Raw genomic sequence first — 19247 nt, forward strand, 5'->3', positions numbered from 1 at the left:
CCACGGATCACCGCAGCATCGGTGCAATATAATGCGCTGAATATCGCAGGCGTTTCCAGCGAAATTTGGCCACAAAACAGGTTTCGTGTTCCTCGGCCGACCAACATCGATCGATGAATGCATTCAGGAGGCGATAGAGAAGCCAATGCGTGAGGCGAATTCAGCGACCCAGCAAGTATTTACCGCCGCTGCCGTGCAGGCGGCGCCGGAATATCTCGATCTCGGCAAGGGCGTCGATAAGGCGATCGCCCTGATCGAGGAGGCGGCGCTAAAGGGCGCCCGGCTGATCGGCTTCCCCGAATGCTGGATCCCAGGATACCCGTTCTGGGCGTGGCTGGATTCCCCGGCCGCTACCATGCGCTATGTCGGCATTCACGCCGCCAACTGCATGACCGTCGACGGGCCGGAGGTGCAGCGGATCGCCGCGGCGGCGAAGGCGAACCGGATATGGGTGGTGCTCGGCTTCAGCGAGCGCAGCGGTGGGTCGCTCTATATCGCCCAGCTCGTCATTGCCGACGACGGTACCGTCGTCGCCGCGCGCCGGAAGCTGAAAGCGACGCTGATCGAGCGCACTATCTTCGGCGAAGGCGACGGCAGCGACATCAAGGTGCACGATACTGCGCTCGGCAAGCTTGGCGCACTGTGCTGCTGGGAACATGTCAACCCGCTGACCAAATATGCGATGTTCGCCCAGCACGAACAGGTGCATGTCGGCTCATGGCCCAGTTTCTCGCTTTATCCCGGCCAGGCCTACGCCCTTGGCCCGGAAGTCAACAGCGCGCTCAGCCGCGTCTACGCCGTCGAAGGCCAGTGCTTCGTGATCGCGCCCTGCGCGGTGATCTCCCCTGCCATGATCGAGCAGCTGTGCGACACGCCGGCCAAGGCCGAACTGCTCCGCGCCGGCGGCGGTCACGCGATGATCTGGGGGCCAGACGGACAGCCGCTCGCCACGCCGCTGGCGCCCGACAAGGAAGGGCTGGTACTGGCGGAGATCGACCTCAGTATGATTCCGTTCGCCAAGGCCGGCGGCGACCCCGTCGGACATTATTCGCGCCCCGACGTCATGCGGCTTCTGTTCAATCCGGCGCCGACCGCCTGCGTGGAATGGACCGAGACGGCGGGTCCGGCCGGGCGGACACCGAACCGGCAGACCGATACCGGCGCGTCCGAGCAGCCGGTATTCCCCGCGCCCGAAATGCTGGAAGGGAGCGAATAGCGCGATGAAATCTGCCATCCCTCTCGAGATGCAAAGGCCACGGTCCTGTCCGCGTCGCTGCCCCGAAGGGTTCACCCCGCCCTATGGCGCCTGGGTGGCGCGGGACCATGCGGCGCGGGCGCAGCTGGTGATGGCCTATTTCGGCGTGCAGTATGACGGACCGGCGATGCGCGCGCCCGCCGAAGCCGCGTTCGACAGAATATGCACGATGCTGGGCGGCGACCACGCCGCCGGCCATGTCGACCGGGCCGGTTTCCGGGATACCGCCGGCTGCGACACACTGGTCGCCATCGCCTATTGGAACGACCCGGCCCTGTTCGACCGCTGGCGCCAGCGCGCCGATGTCGTCGGCTGGTGGGAAAGCGACGCGCGCCTTGCCGACGGCCCCGGCTATTTCCGAGAAGTGTTCCTGCCCTCCAACGACCGGTTTGAGACATTGTTTTCCAGCCTCGACCAGCCGGAGGGCGTGGCGATCGTCATGGGCGGGCTGGACCCGGAGGACGTCCAGGAACATTCCTATTGGGGGTCGATGCGGGACCGGATTCCCGCCGCGCAGGGCGATCCGCTCGCCGGAGCCTTAACCCGGCCCGCGCCGCCCGCCGAAACCCTGGGGCGGCGTGTCCGGGTGGAGGGCATCCACAATCTTGCCGTCATCCGGTCGGGGCAGGACTGGGGCGCCACCCGCGACGCGGAACGGGCGATGTATCTGAACGACATCGAGCCGGTGCTTGATGCCGGGATGCGGTTCCTGACCACCGAAGGGGCAAGCATCGGTTGCTGGTCCAACCGCTACATGCGGCATCGCGACCAGGAGAAAAGTTTCGGGCTCAGCTACTGGCGTTCGTTAGGCGACATGGAAGCGTGGGCAGAAAGTCACGCGACCCACATCGCGATTTTTGACGGTTTTCTCCAGATGGCCGGAAAGCTGAATTTTCAGTTGGATCTTCGATTATACCACGAAGTGTTGGTAGTCAGAAGTGACCAGCAATTCCTGGAATATATAAACTGCCATCGAAAAACGGGGCTTATCCCGGAATAATATAAGAAATAATTCTATATTATTATCAAAATCAAAGCGCCTGCCGCATGATTGATATTGTGCGGATGTGCGGTGGCCTATGCGCCTTTGGGAGGGAAAATGACAAGCAATATTGGCGTCCTTAAATTGTCCGCAGCGTTAGCCGCGATATTTAGCGTCTCGCCGGCAATGGCCCAGATCAATGATGCACCGGCTGAGGCGCGGAGCGCCGATCTGCCGGAAGGCGGCGACGGGGCTGAAATCGTCGTCACGGCAACGCGGACGAACCGCACCGGCTATACCGCGCCGACGCCGACAACGGTACTCTCGATCGAGCAGATGAACCAGGCGGCGCCCGCCAATCTGGCGGATTTCGTCAACCAGTTGCCGGTCCTGTCCGGGTCGGTCAGCCCGCGCAACAACAACGGAACGACCAACGGCGGCACCGCCGGTGCCAACCTGCTCAACCTGCGCAACCTTGGCGTCAACCGCACCCTGGCACTACTCGATGGCCGCCGCGTCGTCGCATCGACCTTGACCGGCGCGGTCGACGTCAACCTGCTGCCGAGCGCGCTGGTCAGCCGGGTCGATGTGGTCACCGGCGGCGCATCCGCCGCCTGGGGCTCGGACGCGGTCGCCGGCGTGGTCAATTTCGTGCTCGACGACCGCTACGAAGGCGTGAAGGGCAAGATTTCTCGCGGCATCACGCAGGAAGGGGACGGGGATACATTCCAGGCCGAACTGAGCGGTGGCGTTGCCTTCGCCGGCGGGCGCGGGCACATTGTCGTTTCCGGCCAGTACAGCGATTCCGGCCGTACCCGCGCGCAGGACCGCAGCTGGTATGACGGATCGAAACTGATCCTCAACCCCGACTACACGCCGACCAACGGCGCCCCGCAATATATGGTGGCGAGGCATGTCGGCCTGGCCAGCGCGACGGATAACGGATTGATCACGGCAGGGCCGCTGCGCGGTACGCAATTCGGCGCCGACGGCCTTGCCCTGCCGACGCTGTTCGATTTCGGCTATGTCGCCGGCCTGCAGTCGCTCGGCGGATCCGCCGAGGACCAGGGCGGGCGCATCGAGGTGTCGATACCGACGAAGAATTACAGCTTGTTCGGCCATATCTCTTACGACCTGACCGATGCGCTGCAGATTTTCGCCGAAGCCGGGTACGGCCGGTCGGAAGCCAATTACCTGTCGGTGTCGTATAACCGTTTCGGCAATCTCGTCCTGTCCACGGAAAACGCCTATCTGGACCCGTCCGTGCGCAGCGCGCTGGTCGCGGCCGGCGAAACCAGTTTCCGTTACGGCACCAGCAACATCAAGTTCGGCCAGCTCGCCGCGCGCAACATCCGCGATATGCAGCGCTATCTGGCCGGCATCAAGGGCGACATCGGCGGGTGGACGCTGAACGCCTATTACCAGCACGGCATGTCCCGCATCGTCTCGGAAGTCGGCAACAACCCTATTGCGGCGCGGTATGAAAAGGCGGCCAATGCCACCAGGCTGGGTGACGGGACGATCGTCTGTTCGGTCAACGCGGATGCGACGGCTGCGAACGACGATGCAGCATGTTCGCCATTCAATCCGTTCGGCGCGGCCCCCGCGTCCGACCAGTCGCGCGCTTATGTGTTCGGCACGGCGAAACAGGTGATAGACATCAAGCAGGATGTGGTCGCGGCGACCATTTCGGGCGAGCCGGGTTCCACCTGGGCGGGGCCGATTTCGTTCGTTGCCGGCGCCGAGTACCGGCGTGAGACCTTCAAGGCGGTGGCCGATGCCGTTTCGCTGACCAACGGCTTCTTCACCGGCAATTTCAAGCCGTCATCGGGTCAGATATCGGTCAAGGAGGTGTTTGGCGAAATCGTCCTGCCGCTGTTGAAAGATGCGCCTTTTGCCAAGGACGTCAGTTTCAACGGCGCCGTGCGCTATACCGACTACAGCATGAGCGGCAGCGTCACGACGTGGAAAGCGGGTCTGACCTGGGAAGCGAGCCACGAATGGCGCCTGCGCGGCGTGCGTTCACGTGACATCCGCGCACCCAATCTGAACGACCTGTTTCAGGGCGGTCAGGCCTTTCCGCTGGCGATAGCCGATCCGGTCACCAGTTCGTCCTACACCACCTTCGTGACCGTGGTCGGCAACAGTTCGCTCCGCCCGGAACGCGCCGACACCCTGTCGGTCGGGATCGGTTATCGCCCGGACTGGCTGCCTGGCCTTGCCCTGTCGGTGGATTATTATGACATCAAGATCAAACAGGCGATCGTCAGCCTGCCGGCGCAGAATTTGATCGACGGCTGCTATGGCGCCAGTCCGGGGCTGTGCCAGTATATCACTCGATCTGCGGCCACGAACCTGATCACCGAAGTGCTCACGCCGGGCATCAATTTCAGCCGCGAGCGCGCTACGGGGATTGATTTTGAAGTCAATTACCGCACCCGCCTCGGCGCCGGCACGCTGGACCTGTCCGCGCTGGCCAACCATGTCCGCCGCCGGACGGTGGACACCGGATTCCGGGTTTATGAATATGCCGGGACGATGTCGGAAAATACCGCGGTGCCGAAATGGCGTGGCGTGGCCAACATCAGCTACCGTCAGGGCGGAACGACACTGAATCTGCGGGAACGCTTTATCAGTGCGGGCAAGTATACCAAGGAAATCACCGTCAAGGATAATCATGTAAAGGCGGCTTATTATACCGACCTGACGCTGACCCAGGATTTCCACGATTTCGCCGGCAAGCCGTCGCTGTTCTTCGCTGTCGACAATGTGTTCAACCAGTCGCCGCGGGTCAGCCCGCTCATTCTGGGGCCCGTGCATATCAATGTCGGGACCAACGGCTCGCTGTACGACGTGCTTGGCCGCACCTTCCGCGCGGGGCTTCGCTTTAATCTGTGACATGCGGCGGCCGGGTGCCGGCCCCGCGCGCCCGGCTGGCGCGCGGGGCTTTGGCGTAAAGGTCGCGCCTTACCGGTCGGCGTCGCGGACGATGCAGCGAAACCCGATATGCGAGGTCGATGTGTCGATCATCTGGGGGTGCCGGGCGGCGGGGCGATAGCGCTGGCAGTAATTCTCCGCGCAGAGGTGGGAGCCGCCCTTGAGCACTTTGCGCCCGATCGGGATGTCCGGCATCAGCGGATCCAAGCTGCCGCGCAACGTGCCGCCGCGCGGGTCCGGCAACGCGCAGCATGCCCCCGGCTTCTTCTTCCGGCTGCCGCCACCAGCCCGCTTATGGGGAAGCGACCACCAGTCGTCGGTCCATTCCCAGACATTGCCGATCATGTCGTACAGGCCATAATCATTGGCGGGATAGTTGCGCACCGGCGAGGTCCGTTCCCAGCCGTCCTCGCGGGTGTTCGAGAACGGAAATATGCCCTGCCAGTAATTCGCGAGCATCGCGCCGCCCGGGCTGAGGCTGTCGCCCCAGGCATAGGCGCGTCCGTCATGCCCGCCGCGTGCGGCGAATTCCCATTCCGCCTCCGACGGCAATTGCTTGCCCGCCCATTCGGCATAGGCCGCCGCGTCGCCATGGCTGACATGGACGACGGGGTGATCCTCCAGCCCGGCCAGGCTGCTCTCCGGGCCAAGCGGGTGCCGCCAATCGGCACCGTGGCAGAAACGCCACCACTGCGCCGGGTCGTCGAGATCGACCGGGCCGCGCGCCTTGCGGAAAACCAGGGAGCCGGGCTGGAGCAATGCGGCGTCCGCACCGGGATAGTCCCCTGCCTCCGGCGGGATCTCGGCAGTGGTATGATAGCCTGTGGCGGCAACGAAGCGCGCGAATTCGCGATTGGTGACCGGCGTGGTGTCTATCCAGAACGGCCCGACCCTGACCCGGCGCACCGGCGCCTCTTCGGGGTAGAAACTGTCCGCGCCCATCAGGAAGGCGCCGCCTTCGACCCGCACCATGCCGGCCAGATCGGCGGAACCGCCCACAGGCAATGCGCGCGTCACGCCGGCCGGTGGGCCTGACGAACGACCAGGGCGTCGATGATGCGGTTGATGTCGAGGATCAGGGCGTCCTGCTCCGCGCCGGTCAGCGGGAAGGTCTGGCGCAATCGCGTCGTCACCACGTCGATCGCTTCCGACAGCCTGGCCAGCCCGTTCGCCGTGATCAGGATATGAAGGTGCCGCCGGTCGCTGGCGAAACGCTCGATCGAAACCAGGCCCATCCGGCCAAGCTTCGCGACGGAGCGGCTGAGCGTCGATTGCTGAAGCACGGTAAACGTCGCGATCGAGCTGAGATCGCTTGGCCCCAACTGGGTCAGGCAGTGCAGGACACGCCAGTGCGCCACGGTCAGGCCGAGATCGTTCAGCGCCCCGGCCAGCACATCCTGGGTCAGATCGTTCAGGCGCGCGATACGGTGCGGCAGGAACCGCTCAAGATTGAATTGCGAAGGGTCCGGCGATTCGCGAGTCATGGCGCCTGCTTACCCTCGATCGGCCTGACGAAGCATGTAAAATGGCGCAGCACGCCGGCGCCCGGCCGGGCGCCGGGGCGGCGCGCGCCTATTCGCCCGAGCGTGTGGTCCGTGCCGCCTTTGCTTTGGGCGCCGGATACTGATTCAGGTCCGCCCAGGCCGGCGGCGGCAGGGTGGCGTTCCATGTTGCATACCGCGCCTGCATGTCGGACTTCACCTGCGGGAATTGATCGCTCAGGTCGCGAGTTTCCGCCACGTCGGCGTCAAGATCATAGAGCGCGCTTTCGCCGGTGGCGTTGTTCAGCCACAGCTTCCACTTGCCCATGCGCACCGCGGATTCGCCAACCAGTTTCCAGAACAATATTTCATGCGGCGTGCCCGCATTCTGCGTTTCGATATAGGGCAGCAGGTTTACGCCATCGAGGGGCAGGGCGGCCTTTGTCGAAACCCCGGCGGCGGCGGCGACGGTCGGCAGGATGTCGAGGCTGATCACCGGCTGCTCATAAACCGAACCCGCCGGAATGCGGCCCGGCCAACGGATCATGAACGGAACCCGGATGCCCCCCTCATAAGTCGAATTCTTGCCGCCGGAATAGGGGGCGTTGTTCGCCGGGCGGCTCATCGCCCCGCCATTGTCGCTGAGAAAGACGACGATCGTGTTCTTGTCCAGGCCGGTGCTCTTCAGCTTGTCCAGCACCGCGCCTACTGCCTGATCCTGCGCCAGCAGCAGCGCGTTGTAGGCGCGGGCATTGATGTTCGGCACGGTTTTGCGCAGGGCCTCGAAATAGCCGATCGGCACCTGTAGCGGCGGCACCGGCGCATTCATCGGCAGATAGAGCATGAACGGCCGGTCCTTGTTCCGTTCGATGAATTCGATCGCCCGATCGCGGAAGTGGTCCAGCAGATATTCGTCGACGTGAATCAGGCGCCCATTTTCGCGCACGCCGTTGAGGCCGCCACGTGTCCAGGCGGTCAGCGGCGATTCGTCGTGAAAATCGATCTTCTGGCTAATGTAGTCCGGGTCGGACAGGTTCGCGTACTGGATGCTGGTGTTCCCGTAGAACACGTTCGAATAATCGAAGCCGCGGTTCTGCGGCGTGAATTGCGCCCCGTGCCCCAGGTGCCACTTGCCGACGACACCGGTCGCATAGCCCGCGGCCTTGAACAGTTCGCCAATGTTGCGTTCACTGGTCGGCACCCCGCGGCGGACGAATTCGGCATCGCCTTGCAACGCAGCCAGGCTGCCGTCCGGCATGCGGACCTCGCTCAGTTCCGGGAAGGCACCGGTCGAGACCTGATATTCGAACCCGAAGCGCTGCTGATACCGCCCGGTGACCAGCCCGGCGCGTGACGGGCTGCACAGCGGCGCGCTGACATAGCCACTGGTAAATTTCACCCCATCCCGGCCAATGCTGTCGATATTACTGGTTTCGATCCACGGGTTGCCGTTGGACGAAACGTCGCGATTACCCATGTCGTCGGCAAGGATGACGATAACATTGGGCCGGGCGCCGGCCTGCGTCCGTGCCGGCGTCGCCCGGTCCGGGGCGGCCTGCACCGCAAAGGCTGGCAGCGATGCCGAAAAGGCCAGAGCCGATGTTAGAAGAAGCGCGGATCGGCGCAGCAAATTTTCCATGAGCTCTCTCCCCTTCTGAGCGGCCCGCCCGCCAGGCACCCCCCGCGCCCACCGCCGCATTTCGCGCGACTCCGGACATTTGGATCATGCGCGGCAAATTATATGCACATGCATCTGCATGTGCAATCGATAAATTCGAGCAGGCGCTCTTACGGCCGCCGATGGGGTGATATCCGCGCCAAGAGGGGCTTCGGCCGTAGCTTGTCCGGGGCAAAGATTGGGCGGCGATGAGACACGCGCCAACCGGCGCACAGGTCAACGGAGAAAGCACATGCGCTTGTAGAACAGGCGTCTGCGGCTACGCTGGGCGGCGCGAGCGGTGAGAAAATACATGCAACAAGTGCGTACTCGCTGACTTGCTCGTTGCGAGCCCAATCTGCAGCAAATCGTCCACTCTATAAATTGTCCTTGGCAGCGGAGGCACCTCTATCTGACCGCCGCCGCCCGCGCAGCCCGATAGCGCGTCGCTGCCGCGGTCAAGCGGTGCAGGCAGTGCGGTCCATCAATCCCCTTCAGCCAGCTTCGAGACCGCGTCGGTCTGCTGCTCCGGTCCGATCGCGGTATAGCCGCCGTCGACCGCCAGATCGGTGCCGGTGATGAACGAGGCGTCGTCAGAGCACAGGAACAGCACGGCGCGGGCCACTTCCTCCGGGTCGCCGACGCGGCCGAGCAGGTGGAACGGGGCGGCGACGCGGTCGGCCTTCTCGCGCCGGTCGCCGGTCAGTTCGACCATCACGTTGGACCATGTCCAGCCGGGCGACACCGAATTGACCCGGATATGGTCGCCGGCCAGTGCCATCGCCGCGGCGCGGGTCATGTGGAGGATGCCGGCCTTCGACGTGGCATAGAGCATGCGGTCCGGCTGGGCGCGCTTGCCGCTGATGCTGGCGATGTTGACGACGGCGCCACGCGCCGCCTTCAGATGCGGCCGCGCCTTCTGGATTAACAGCGCGCCGCTGACCAGATTGACGTCGAGCGCGCGCAGCCACTGCGTCCGCGTCGAATCGATGCCGTTGTCGTCATAGGTGCAGGCCAGGTTGACCAGCATGTCGACGCCGCCGAACCGTTCGGCTGCCGTCGCGAGGCAGTGGTCGATCACCGCATCGTCGGTCACGTCACCGTGCAGGAACACGGCGCGCGACCCGAGTTCGACGGCAAGCGCGGCGCCGGCGGCGGCGGCGATGTCGAGCATCACCACGTTGGCGCCGGCGGCGTGGAACGCCTCGACGATTTTGCGCCCCATCAATGTCGAGGCGCCGGTGACGATCGCGGTTTTTTCGGTGAAGTTCGGCATCCGCTTCTCCCTTGTCCAGTTATACGATTATTTTGAAAAATCGATGATATTCAGTAGGTTGTTCATAACCGCCTTATATCCGCCAAGGTCACGGTTGGCGCGGGATATGATCATTGCACCCTCGATCGCCGAGAAGATCATGTGCGCGGTTTCCGACGCCGCCGTGTCGCCGATGGCGTCGTCGTCAGTGTCCGGGGCGGCGAGGATCGTGCGGATCGACTGGATGTTGCGGCTGTAAAAATCGCGGACGATGTCGCAGGTCTGATCGTCGAGGCTGTGGATTTCGGCGCCGAGCATGCCGAACAGGCAGATCGAGCCGCCCTTGCCGTCGTTGAACGCCTTTTCGAACAGACCAAAATAGCGGTGCATCTTTGTCCGCGCGTCGGCGCCGCCGTCCTCGACGATGGCGTGGACCTCATCAAGGAAGATCTGGCTCTGATAGGCGACGAGTTCCCGGATCAGGTCGTCCTTGGTCGGGAAATAGTAGTGGATGCTGGCCTTGCGGATGTTCACCCGGGAGCTGATGTGCGCGTAACTGATTCCGTTCATGCCAAGCTCGCGAATCAGGCTGTTCGCCTCATCCAGAATCCTGACCTTCGTCACGTTGTCCGTCATCGTCCGCCGTTTCCGTTGGTGGGCCGCCGGCGGGCCGGCTGCCGCCTATCCTGCTGATACCCGTACAGGAGCGGCGGGTTTTTTCAATCTATCATTTAGTAGGTAGACAGATATTTTTTTACTGATACTCTTGCAGGCGATCCGGCGGCAGACCGGGATTCGGTGACCGTTTTCGCCACGGCGGGAGCAGGCGCCGCGCCTTTTATGAATGGCAATGCAGGGAGAGACGTGGTGGGAGACGACCGCGCGTTCCGCCTGGGGGCGGGACTGGACAGTGTGGCCGGCGGGCCGATCAGCGTCGCGCCGTTCGTGTCGGACGCGTATTTCGAACGCGAGAAGGCGCTATGGCGCCAGTCCTGGCTGGCCGTCGGCCGCGAGGCGGACGTCGCCAAGCCGAACAGCTATTTCACCGCCGACATCGATGTCGTCCATGCTTCGGTCATCGTCGTGCGCGGCAAGGACGGCGCGTTGCGCGCGTTCCACAATGTCTGCACCCACCGCGCCGGCCGCATCCTGTGCGACACCGCGAAGAAGGGGCGGGCGGCCTTCCTGACCTGCCCGTTCCACGGCTGGGTGTTCGACACCGACGGGGAATTGCGCAACATCCCGAAGGAAGGGATCTTCACCCAGGGCTGCGACAAGGCGGCGCTGGCGCTGAAACCGGTGCATGTCGCGACCTGGGGCGGTTTCGTCTTCATCAACCTGGCGGAAACGCCGGCGCATTCGCTGGAACAGCACATGGCGGGGGTGCCCGCCAATCTGGAGCCCTATCTGCGCGACCGGCCGTGGACCTGGTACGCCGGGTACCGGCATGTGTTCGATGCCAACTGGAAGGACCTGATGAACATCCAGCACGAAGGCTATCATGCCAGCGTGCTGCATGCCGATACGCTCGCGGTCGACTTCGCGCCGCAGGATTGCGCCAACACCCTGTTCCCCGACAGCCCCGGCGTCAGCTCGCTGCTGACCGTGTCACGCCCGGTGCCGCCGCCCGGCGTCACCTGGACGCCGACGCCGATCCAGGACGTGGCGCAGCGTAACGGCCGCACCTCCAATTGGGTGGACAACGACACCTCGGTCGCGTCGCGCGACTTCCCCGGTGCGGTCAACCACGAACAGTCGGACCGCTGGGTATTCGATTGCTATACGATCTTTCCCAACCTGCTGATCTTCGCCGGTGCGTCGGTGGTCAGCGTGATGCGGGTGCTGCCGATTTCGGCGCACCAGACCATCTGGGACTGGGACTGGTATTTCGATCATGCGCCGGAGACATTCGGCGAGAAATTCAACCTGGAACACGGCCGGATCGCGACCCGCAACGCGCTGGCGCAGGACTGGGGGATCATCGACCTCGTCCACGCCAACATGCGGGCCGGCGTCGTCGACACCATCCACATCGCCAACGAGATGGAAGCGACGGTGGCGGCGCTCTACGAACGCGTCGTCAAGGCGGTTCCGCTACAGGAGGGCCGCTGACATGGCGCCGGAAGATTTCGACGCGATCGCCGATCTGGTTGCCGAATGGGGGCTGCCGACCCCGCACGAACGCTTCGTCAAGCGGGCCCGCAGTTCAATGGCGGAGATACAGGCATTCCACCGGCGCATCGAGCCGCAGGTCGGCGCGATCGTCGCATTCCTCAATCAGTATCCGCTCGACCGGATACCGGACGAGCATCTACCGCTGGCTTACACGGCCCTGGCGGCGATCGAAGTCGATGATGCGGTGAATATCTGGAAGAACACGTCGCCGAGATACGCTGACGACATCGCGAAGTGGGAAACGAAGTCCAGTTTTTACGCGTAGAAAACACAGAAACTATTCGGTCAATATCAGGGAGGATGTGGTGCGCCATTATACCGATGGCGGCAAACGGTGCCGCTTTGCCTATTTCCTTGCCTCCTGCGCGCTGGTCGCCGCCGGGGGTCTCACAACCGAAGGCGCGCTGGCGCAGGGCGGGGCGCCGGTGGCCGATGCCCCCGCCATCGCGTCGGACGACATCGTCGTCACCGCGCGCAAGCGGGCGGAATCGCTGCAGGACGTGCCGATCTCGATCTCGGCTTTCAGCGGGCAGGACCTGGAGGACCGGCAGGTCGGCTCGATCGACCGCATCGCCGCCTTCACGCCCAACCTGTCGTTCAACCCGTCGGCGTCCGTTTCGGGCAGCAACTCGGCGGCGGCGATCTTCATTCGCGGGATCGGACAGGGGGACTTCTCGTTGAACGCGGACCCCGGCGTTGGCGTCTATGTCGACGGCGTGTTCTATGCGCGCTCGATCGGGTCGGTCATCGATGCGCTCGATCTGGAACGGGTGGAGGTGCTGCGCGGGCCGCAGGGCACCTTGTTCGGCCGCAACACCATCGGCGGCGCGATCAACCTGACCACCCAGCGCCCCGGCACCAGCTTCGGCGGCAAGGTGGAAGCGGCGACCGGCACCGATAATCTGGTCCGGCTGCGCGGGTCGGTCGACCTGCCGCTGGGCGAGGGGCTGCTGACCCGCATTTCCGCCATGTATGCCAATCAGGACGGCTATGTCCGCAAGGTGCTGACCGGCGACCGGCTTGGCGATACCAATTCGTTCAACATCCGCGGCCGGCTGGTCGCGACGCTGTCCGACAATGTCGAACTCGACATTTCCGCCGATTACGCGCGCGAACGGGAAAATGGCGCGCCGCTGACGCTGGTCGACAATAACGAGAATGGCAGCTTCCCGGCCTTCCACAACGCCGGGGTCGGCGCGCCCTGCTTCCCGGCGCCGGGCAGCCTGCAGGACCCGCGCTGCTACAACGGCCAGTGGCTGCCGTCGAACCCGTTCGTCACCTACGCGACCGGCCGCACCAAGTCCGACCTCGACGCGTTCGGGATCAGCGGCACGCTGAGCGTCGACCTGGGCGACTATCTGATCAAGGCGATCACCGCCTACCGCAAGATCGATGCGCAGTTCGGCCGCGACGAGGACCATTCGCCGATCATGATCGCGGAAACGTTCAATTCGCCGTTCAAGCACCGCCAGTTCTCGCAGGAAATCCAGTTCAACGGCTCCGCCTTCGACGATGCGCTGAGCTGGGTCACCGGCCTCTATTATTTCGAGGAGAGCGGCCGCGATAACGACAATGTGACGTTCAACCTCGTCGCGCTGCAAAGCGGCGGGCGGATCGACAACAAGAGCTATGCGGCGTTCGGCGAGTTCGACTATCGCCTCGCGCCGGGCCTGACCGCGACCCTCGGTCTGCGCTATTCCAAGGACATCAAGCGCTGGGCGCCGGACCAGTTCGTCAAGACCTCGGCGATCGGCATTCCGTCCGGCACTCTGGTCCAGCCACTGACCGTCGCGCGGATCTCGACCGGGGAAGCGACGCCGCATGCGGTGCTGAAATACGAGGCGGCGAGCAATTTCACCACCTATGTCAGCTATGCGCGCGGCTTCAAGAGCGGCGGATTCTCGCAGCGCATCTTCCCGCCGCGCCCCGATATTCCGTCGTTCCAGCCGGAATATGCGACCGTCTATGAAGGCGGGCTCAAATTCCACACCCTCGACAATGTGTTCCGGCTGAACGCGGCGCTGTTCCACACCGACTACAAGGACATGCAGGTGTTCGTCAGCCCGCCGGGCACGCCGGGCACGATCACCGCCAACGCCGCGCGCGCGACGATCGACGGGGCGGAGGTGGAGCTGTTCCTGCGCCCGACGCCGGGCCTGACGTTGCAGGGCGGCATCGGCTATCTCGATGCCGGCTACAAGACGCTCGGTGCGTTCGTCATCGGTATCACCCCCGACTCGCGGTTGCCTTATACGCCGGAATGGGCGCTGAATGCCGCGCTGTCCTATGAGCATGACGCCTGGTCGGCGGGTAGCCTCAACGCCCGTATCGACTGGTCCTATACCAGCGCAACCTACACCGACGCGGCCAACACCGCGGCGCTGCGCCAGGCCGGCTATCATGTCGTCAACGCCAATATCGCCTTCCGCCCGGCGGGCAGCACCGTCGAACTCTACGCCGCCGTGCAGAACCTGTTCGACCAGACCTATTTCACCGGCGGCTATGCCGACCTGAACGATCTGGGCATCGCCGAAGCCGCCTTCGCGCGCCCGCGCAACTGGACGGTCGGTGTCAAGATGCAGTTCTGAACCCGCCGCCCCATGCATTCCATTGTAGAAGAGAGAGATTTCAGGACATGATCAACGGTATCAACGTCGCCGCGCTGCACAAGATGGTCGGCGACGTCGCCGCCGACCCGGCAAGGGGCGAGGTGGAGTTCGAGGTATGCTCGCGCTGGGCGGGCGGCACCCGGTCGGAGGCGCGGGTCGACCGCTGGCGGCTGGGCGGAACGGAGGGCGCCCGCGACTTCACCATCGTCGTCGACGAGCCGGCGGAACTGCTCGGCGAGAACAACGCGCCGAACCCGCAGGAAATGCTGATGGCGGCGTTCAACGCCTGCATGATGGTCGGCTATGTCGCCGGCTGCTCAATCCGCGGCATCGCGCTGGAGAAGGTGGAGATCCACACCCGCGGCATGCTCGACCTGCGCGGCTTCCTCGGCCTCGATAAGACGGTGAAGCCGGGGTATGACGAGATCGAATATACCGTGGTGATCAAGGGCGACGGCACACAAGACCAGTTCGAGGACGTGCACCGCACGGTGATCGAGACATCGCCAAACCGGTGGAACATCGCCAACCCGATCCGGCTGGTCTCCAGCCTGGTGGTCGAAGGCTGAGGGCAGGAAAAAGGGGGCAGCGGGCGATGCGAACGGAAAGGCTGTTTGCGGCCGAAAGCCTTGAGGACGGCGAAATCCGCCGCCACGAGATCGACGGCTACGGCCCGGTATCGGTCTGTCGCATCGGGGCGGAGTATTTCTGCTTCGACGACACCTGCACGCACGAGGACGCGTCGCTGGCCGACGGCGAGATCGACGGAGACGAGGTGGTCTGCCCGTTTCACATGGGCTCGTTCAACATCCGCACCGGCGATGCCGTCCGCGCCCCCTGTTTCCACCCGCTGAAGGTCCACGAAACCGCCGTCGTCGGCGGCGACCTCGTCATCACCCTGCGCTGACGCCGGACACCAATGATGCGCAAAGCCATGGCGGTCACGCGCATTGCGCTGGCGCTGACGCTGGTCATGGCGTTGTGGTTCAGCGCCGCCGCCGGCCGTGTCTCGCTGGAACGCGATTATGGCTGGACCGGCGCACAGGCCGCACTGACGGCCAGCGCCATCGCGCTCGGCTTCGTCGCCGGCTGCCTGATCAGCGCTCTGCTCGGCCTGGCAGATCGTCATGTTCCGCAACGGACATTCCTGGCCTGTGCCTGGGCGGCGGCAGCGGCGAACCTGCTGCTGCTTGCCATGCCTCCCGGCGGAGCCGGCTGGTTCGCCTGCCTGTTCTTCGTCGGCCTGTTCCTTGCCGGGGTCTATCCGGTGGCGATCGCGCTGGTCGCGTCGTGGGACGAAGGCGATATCGGCCTGCTGCTCGGCCTGATCATTGCGGCGTTGACACTGGGTTCAGCCAGCCCGCACCTGGTCGGCAGCTTCGTCGCGCTCGATTGGCGGCTGATCATCGGGGTGACCAGCGTGCTGGCATTGATGGGCGGCGCGGTCGCAGCGACCGCCGCCAGCGGCCCGGCAGCGGTGCCGCCACGGACGATCGACCGGCGGTACCTGCGCCTTGCCTTCACCGACCGCCGCATCCGCTACGCCAACCTCGGCTATCTCGGCCATATGTGGGAACTCTACCCGATGTGGGCGTGGGTGCCCGCCTATCTGGCGGCAAGCGTGGCGGCGTCCGGCGCCGGGCCTCTGACGCCGGCGACGCTGGGCGTGTCAGCCTTCGCGGTGATCGGCGCGGGCGCGGTGGGGTGCATCCTCGCCGGCTGGGCCGCCGGGCGCGTCGGTAGCGGCCGCGCCGCGCTGTGGGCGCTGGCGGGGAGCGGCAGTTGTGCGCTGCTCGCCGCGCTGGCCTATGGTGGGCCGCCAGCGCTGGTCCTCGGCATCGCGCTGCTGTGGGGCGTGACGATCATCGCGGATTCCGCCCAGTTTTCCGCCTGCGTCGTCCGCCTCGCGCCGCCGGAAGCGCGCGGCACGCTGGTCACGCTTCAAGTCTGCATCGGCTTCCTGCTGACCACCGCCAACATTGCGCTGATGCCGCTGGTGATCGATGCCGCCGGCTGGCGTGTCGCGTGTCTCTACCTGGCGATCGGCCCATGGTTCGGCGCCTGGGCAATGCGTCGACTTCAACAAAGCTAAAGAATGGGTCGTTGCCCCGCGCCTGTCACGGATTGCATTCGACCAGACCCCACCCGCGCCGGCCGGGCTGGCTGGCAATTGTTCCCGATAATCCGCAGAGCCGAGCCGCTTTCCACGTGGTCCGCGAATTGGCGCGCGCTCACGGACTTACTGGCTGGGGCGGCAGGATTCGAACCTGCGCATGGCGGTACCAAAAACCGCTGCCTTACCGCTTGGCTACGCCCCAGCAGGGCCGGGCGCATCGGCCCGGGCGAACGCGTCTAGCCGCGCCGGCGCCCGGTGAAAAGGGCGCGCGTCGCAAAAGCGCGTCAGAACAGCCGGCGGGTCCAGCCGTGCGGGTCGGGCGCGGTGCCGCGCTGGATCGACACCAGGGCGTCATGCAGCTTGCCGGTGACCATGCCCGGCCCGCCATTGCCGATGACGAAGCCGAAATCCGGCCCCTTCACCTGGCCGATCGGGGTGACGACAGCGGCGGTCCCGCAGGCGAAGCATTCGCGCAGCCGCCCGCTCTCCGCATCAGCGCGCCACTGGTCGATGCCGTACAGCTCCTCGCGCACACTCAGTCCCTCCGCCCGCGCCAGCGTGATCAACGAGTCGCGGGTGATACCGGCAAGGATGGTGCCGCCGAGCGGCGGGGTCAGCAGCGATCCGTCGTCGAAGACGAAGAAGATGTTCATGCCGCCCAGTTCCTCAACCCAGCGATGCTCCTTGGTATCAAGGAACACCACCTGGTCGCAGCCGTTGCGGGTGGCCTCCGCCTGAGCAATCAGGCTGGACGCGTAATTGCCGCCGCACTTGGCGTCGCCGGTGCCGCCCGGCCCAGCCCGACTGTAGGTTGGCGTCGCCCACAGGCTGATCGCCTTGGCACCGCCCTTGAAATAGGCGCCGACGGCGGAGGCGATGACCATGTAGAGATAGTCGGAGGACGGCTTCACCCCCAGGAACACCTCGCTCGCGATCATGAACGGGCGCAGATAGAGCGCGGCGCCGTCGGCCTGCGGAATCCATTCACGGTCGACATCGATCAGTCGCTCGATCGATTCGACGAACAGCGCTTCCGGCATTTCCGGCATCGCCAGCCGCCGCGCCGAATGGCGGAAGCGGCGGGCATTTGCCTCCGGGCGGAACAGCTGAGCGCCGCCGTCGGGCAGACGATAGGCTTTCAGCCCCTCGAAAATCTCCTGCGCATAATGGAGCACGGATGAGGCCGGATCCATTTCCAGCGGCGCGCGCGCGGTGACCCGGGCGTCGTGCCAGCCCTTCGCGTCGGAATAGCGGACGATCGCCATATGGTCGGTGAAGACCCGGCCGAAACCGGGATCGGCGATCAGGCGGGCGCGCTCCTCCGCCGACGCCGCACCGGCATTGGGTTCGAAAGTGAATTGCGGCGGCGTATCGCCCATCTGCTGCTCCCGGCTGGCCTGTCGCCGACGCCCGGCTGCGGCCAGGTCGCGGCTTGCCCGGACCTAGGCGCGGCCGCTAGAGGCGTCAACATGGTCAGCCAGAGTCCCGCGGCGTCGGCGCTGTTCCTCCGCGAGGCGGAGGTCAGGCGCGGCATCGAACTGATGCATTTCGGGCAGGCAGCGCTGCACCGCGCGCTGGAGCCGGCGCTCGCCGCTGCCGGGCTAGGCCGGGCGCACCAGCGCGCGCTCTATTTCATCGCCCGCCAGCCGGACCTGAGCGTCACCGACCTGCTGCGCCTGCTGGCGATCACCAAGCAATCCCTCGGCCGGGTCCTGGGCGACCTGTCCGCGCAGGGACTGGTCGAGACGCGCCAGGGCCGCAACGACCGGCGCCAGCGGCTGCTCAGGCTGACCGATGCCGGCCGGACGCTGGAAGCGCAACTGTACGAGGCGATGCGCAGCCGCCTTGCCGCCGCCTATGCGGAAGCGGGGCAGGATGCGGTGACCGGCTACTGGCGGGTTCTGGAAGGGCTGATCCCGGAGAGCGAGCGCGCCCGGCTGCTCAGGCCCTGACCGCTTCCGCCGCCATTTCGGCATTGCGGCGGGTGGCGGCAGCCAGCGTTTCGCGCAGCAACAGCAACAGCCCGCCTTCGGCGTCGAGCACCTCAAGCCCCTTACGGGTCGACCCGCCGGGGCTGGCGACCCGTTCGGCCAGCTTACCCGGCGTCTCGTCCGACGCGGCGGCGAGCAGGGCGGCGCCCTCGACCGTGGCGAGCGCCAGCCGGGCGGCCTGGTCCGCCGGCAGGCCCAGATCCGCACCGGCGGTGGCGAGCGCGTCGACGAAGCGGAACAGGAAAGCCGGCCCGCTGCCGGACAACGCCGTGATCAGGTCGAACTGATCCTCGTCGGCGATCCATTCGACCAGCCCGAGCGGCGCCATCAGCGCCACTGCTGCATCACGCGCGTCGGCATCTGCTTCGTCGCCCGCATGCAGCCCGACCACGCCCTTGCCGATCGCGACCGGCGTATTGGGCAATGCGCGGACGATCGCCCCCGCATTCGGGAAATAACCGCGCAGCCCCGCGACGCGCACACCGGCGAGGATCGACACAATCAGGCTGTCCGGCCCCAGCACCGATGCGACGTCGGCGGCGACGCTGGCCAGCTTCTGTGGTTTGACCGCCAGGATCAGCGTGCGCGGCGGCGTTTCGTCGGCGGGGATCGCGGAGACTACCCGTATTCCCGGCGCGACCGGTCGGCCGCTCGGCCGCACAACTGTCACCGCCGCCGGGTCCAGTCCGGCCGCGATCCAGCGCGTCAGCATCGCGCCGCCCATGTTGCCGCAGCCGATCATCCACAACGGCGTCATCGATTCATCCAGTGTCGTCATACCATCCCCTT

General features: G+C 65.3%; 17 protein-coding genes and 1 tRNA gene. 10 read left to right on the forward strand and 8 right to left on the reverse strand.

All coding sequences use genetic code 11. The features are described from left to right. Positions 1-145: 145 nt before the first annotated feature. The 3 genes from E4A53_RS00810 to E4A53_RS00820 all read left to right on the forward strand — a co-directional run bounded on the left by E4A53_RS00810 (position 146) and on the right by E4A53_RS00820 (position 5135). Complete coding sequence (locus E4A53_RS00810) at positions 146-1216, forward strand: carbon-nitrogen hydrolase family protein (protein ID WP_136161208.1); 1071 nt, start codon at positions 146-148, stop codon at positions 1214-1216. A gap of 130 nt (positions 1217-1346) precedes the next feature. Beyond that, positions 1347-2255 carry a phenylacetaldoxime dehydratase family protein gene (locus tag E4A53_RS00815; protein ID WP_239018069.1) on the forward strand — a complete coding sequence of 303 codons (909 nt, stop codon included), beginning with the start codon at positions 1347-1349 and terminating at the stop codon, positions 2253-2255. 168 nt (positions 2256-2423) lie between these two features. Further along, positions 2424-5135, forward strand: coding sequence for a TonB-dependent receptor plug domain-containing protein (locus E4A53_RS00820; protein WP_168694267.1), 2712 nt, complete (start codon positions 2424-2426; stop codon positions 5133-5135). A 69-nt stretch (positions 5136-5204) separates the two neighbouring features. Here the strand turns inward: E4A53_RS00820 and E4A53_RS00825 are convergent, their stop codons facing one another. The 5 genes from E4A53_RS00825 to E4A53_RS00845 all read right to left on the reverse strand — a co-directional run bounded on the left by E4A53_RS00825 (position 5205) and on the right by E4A53_RS00845 (position 10203). Further along, positions 5205-6146, reverse strand: a complete 942-nt coding sequence (locus tag E4A53_RS00825) for a formylglycine-generating enzyme family protein (protein ID WP_136161393.1) — start codon at positions 6144-6146, stop codon at positions 5205-5207. Between the two features lie 41 nt (positions 6147-6187). Continuing rightward, a complete protein-coding gene (locus tag E4A53_RS00830) occupies positions 6188-6658 on the reverse strand; it encodes a MarR family winged helix-turn-helix transcriptional regulator (protein WP_136161211.1) in 471 nt (156 codons plus the stop codon). Positions 6659-6746: 88 nt separating this feature from the next. Further along, a complete protein-coding gene (locus E4A53_RS00835) occupies positions 6747-8294 on the reverse strand; it encodes a sulfatase-like hydrolase/transferase (protein WP_168694268.1) in 1548 nt (515 codons plus the stop codon). A gap of 502 nt (positions 8295-8796) precedes the next feature. Further along, positions 8797-9588, reverse strand: a complete 792-nt coding sequence (locus E4A53_RS00840) for an SDR family oxidoreductase (protein WP_136161213.1) — start codon at positions 9586-9588, stop codon at positions 8797-8799. 27 nt (positions 9589-9615) lie between these two features. Then, positions 9616-10203, reverse strand: coding sequence for a TetR/AcrR family transcriptional regulator (locus tag E4A53_RS00845; RefSeq protein WP_136161214.1), 588 nt, complete (start codon positions 10201-10203; stop codon positions 9616-9618). 231 nt (positions 10204-10434) lie between these two features. On the opposite strand from E4A53_RS00845, the gene E4A53_RS00850 reads away from it, so the two are divergent. Genes E4A53_RS00850 through E4A53_RS00875 form a run of 6 tightly spaced genes read left to right on the forward strand, consistent with a single transcriptional unit; the run spans position 10435 to position 16443 of the window. After that, positions 10435-11679: an aromatic ring-hydroxylating oxygenase subunit alpha gene (locus E4A53_RS00850; RefSeq protein ID WP_168694269.1), complete on the forward strand. Its 1245-nt coding sequence runs from the start codon at positions 10435-10437 to the stop codon at positions 11677-11679. Position 11680: 1 nt separating this feature from the next. Next, on the forward strand, positions 11681-12007 hold the full coding sequence (locus E4A53_RS00855) for a hypothetical protein (RefSeq protein ID WP_136161216.1): 327 nt from the start codon (positions 11681-11683) through the stop codon (positions 12005-12007). A gap of 40 nt (positions 12008-12047) precedes the next feature. Continuing rightward, entirely contained in the window at positions 12048-14330 is a 2283-nt protein-coding gene (locus E4A53_RS00860) for a TonB-dependent receptor (RefSeq protein ID WP_136161217.1), read from the forward strand. 47 nt (positions 14331-14377) lie between these two features. Continuing rightward, positions 14378-14920: an OsmC family protein gene (locus E4A53_RS00865; RefSeq protein WP_136161218.1), complete on the forward strand. Its 543-nt coding sequence runs from the start codon at positions 14378-14380 to the stop codon at positions 14918-14920. A 26-nt stretch (positions 14921-14946) separates the two neighbouring features. Beyond that, entirely contained in the window at positions 14947-15258 is a 312-nt protein-coding gene (locus E4A53_RS00870; protein ID WP_136161219.1) for a non-heme iron oxygenase ferredoxin subunit, read from the forward strand. A 27-nt stretch (positions 15259-15285) separates the two neighbouring features. Further along, positions 15286-16443, forward strand: coding sequence for an MFS transporter (locus tag E4A53_RS00875; protein ID WP_168694270.1), 1158 nt, complete (start codon positions 15286-15288; stop codon positions 16441-16443). Positions 16444-16594: 151 nt separating this feature from the next. On the opposite strand, the gene E4A53_RS00880 is transcribed toward E4A53_RS00875, so the two are convergent. Then, positions 16595-16669 (reverse strand) — tRNA-Gln (locus tag E4A53_RS00880). Between the two features lie 82 nt (positions 16670-16751). Continuing rightward, on the reverse strand, positions 16752-17846 hold the full coding sequence (locus tag E4A53_RS00885) for a branched-chain amino acid aminotransferase (protein WP_136161221.1): 1095 nt from the start codon (positions 17844-17846) through the stop codon (positions 16752-16754). Positions 17847-17936: 90 nt separating this feature from the next. Here E4A53_RS00885 and E4A53_RS00890 point away from each other — a divergent pair, with 90 nt between their 5' ends. Further along, positions 17937-18419 carry a MarR family winged helix-turn-helix transcriptional regulator gene (locus tag E4A53_RS00890; protein ID WP_136161222.1) on the forward strand — a complete coding sequence of 161 codons (483 nt, stop codon included), beginning with the start codon at positions 17937-17939 and terminating at the stop codon, positions 18417-18419. Here E4A53_RS00890 and proC read toward each other — a convergent pair. Continuing rightward, positions 18409-19236: a pyrroline-5-carboxylate reductase gene (proC, locus tag E4A53_RS00895; RefSeq protein ID WP_239018070.1), complete on the reverse strand. Its 828-nt coding sequence runs from the start codon at positions 19234-19236 to the stop codon at positions 18409-18411. The two genes, E4A53_RS00890 and proC, sit on opposite strands and share 11 nt — an antisense overlap. Positions 19237-19247 lie beyond the last annotated feature (11 nt).

This window comes from Sphingomonas flavalba, assembly GCF_004796535.1.
Lineage (GTDB): Bacteria > Pseudomonadota > Alphaproteobacteria > Sphingomonadales > Sphingomonadaceae > Sphingomonas_L > Sphingomonas_L flavalba.